Annotated in this window: 3 protein-coding genes; all 3 read left to right on the top strand. The window is 64.5% G+C overall.

The features are described 5' to 3' along the window. Positions 1-402, top strand: a 402-nt coding sequence (gene tnpA, locus AB0T83_RS20255; protein WP_366195002.1) for an IS66-like element accessory protein TnpA, incomplete at its 5' end; no start/stop codon positions are given. Then, positions 399-749 carry an IS66 family insertion sequence element accessory protein TnpB gene (gene tnpB, locus AB0T83_RS20250; RefSeq protein WP_366195001.1) on the top strand — a complete coding sequence of 117 codons (351 nt, stop codon included), beginning with the start codon at positions 399-401 and terminating at the stop codon, positions 747-749. The genes tnpA and tnpB, both read left to right, overlap by 4 nt. Positions 750-809: 60 nt before the next feature. Next, on the top strand, positions 810-1,065 hold a 256-nt coding region (locus AB0T83_RS20245), incomplete at its 3' end, for an IS66 family transposase (protein ID WP_366195000.1).

Below are 1,065 nucleotides of genomic sequence, written 5' to 3'. Positions count from 1 at the left end.
CGCGACCTTACATTCGAACCCCAGATTGAAGTCCTTTCTGCCGCGGACGGCGTTCGCCGGCGGAATTGGAGCGATGCGGACAAGCTCCGGATCGTCGAGGAGAGCTTTGCCGGACATCGGCAGGTTAGCGCCACGGCACGACGCCATGGCGTTTCCCGATCTCTTCTGACGGTTTGGCGCCGCCAGTTCAGGAACGGAGGCTTCGCTGGCGGCGGCTCGCCGACATTTGTCCCCGTGATTGTCTCCGATGAGAGCCGGGGAACGGCGCTGCCAGCAAGTCAACCTCCGAACCCTCAAGCCAGGGTCGAGATTACATTAGGGAACGGGCGGCGGCTTGCCGTTCCTGCCAACGTGGAACCCGAAGCACTGGCCCGGCTTCTTGTCGTGGTAGACAGTCGATGATCGCGTTTCCGACCGGCGTGAAGGTCTGGATCGCGGGCGGCGTCACCGACATGCGGCGCGGCATGAACACGCTGGCGCTGCAGGTCCAGCAAGGGCTCGGACGCGATCCGCATGCGGGCGAAATCTTCTGCTTCCGGGGACGGCGCGGCGATCTGGTGAAACTGATCTGGCATGACGGTGTCGGCATGTCGCTCTATACCAAGCGGCTGGAGGCCGGGAAATTCATCTGGCCGGCGAGCGGCTCCGGCGAGGCCGTTCAGATCTCTGCCGCCCAGCTCGGCTACCTTCCAGAGGGAATCGACTGGCGCAATCCACGCTGGACGCAACGCCCTGCAAAGGCAGGATAAATCAGGCTCATAAGGCTGTTTCCCATGGGCTTTCCGGGGCCGGCATGGTAGGTCTCCGCCATGTCCGAGGCCGCCTCCGAACTCGAAAAACTGCGTGCCGCCCTGGCCACGGCGGAAAGACGTGCCGCGGCCGCCGAAGCCGATCTCGCTCAGGCCCGCGCTGTGGTCTCGACCTCCGAGGCGATGATCGCGGCGCTCAAACTGGAAATCGCGCTGCTCAAGCGCGACAAGTACGGCCGCAGCGCGGAACGGACTGCCCGGCTCATCGACCAAATGGAATTGCAGCTCGAGGAGCTGGTGGCCGACGCCGCCGAGG

Origin of the sequence: Meridianimarinicoccus marinus (assembly GCF_040689105.1) — a bacterium.
Classification (GTDB): domain Bacteria; phylum Pseudomonadota; class Alphaproteobacteria; order Rhodobacterales; family Rhodobacteraceae; genus Meridianimarinicoccus; species Meridianimarinicoccus marinus.
Note: the sequence above shows the minus strand (reverse complement) of the source record. Positions and strands in the feature narration are given on the sequence as shown.

Bases quoted from the DNA above. Each gene is read 5' to 3' on its own strand.
- tnpB (WP_366195001.1), top strand. From the start codon at position 399: ATGATCGCGTTTCCGACCGGCGTGAAGGTCTGGATCGCGGGCGGCGTC.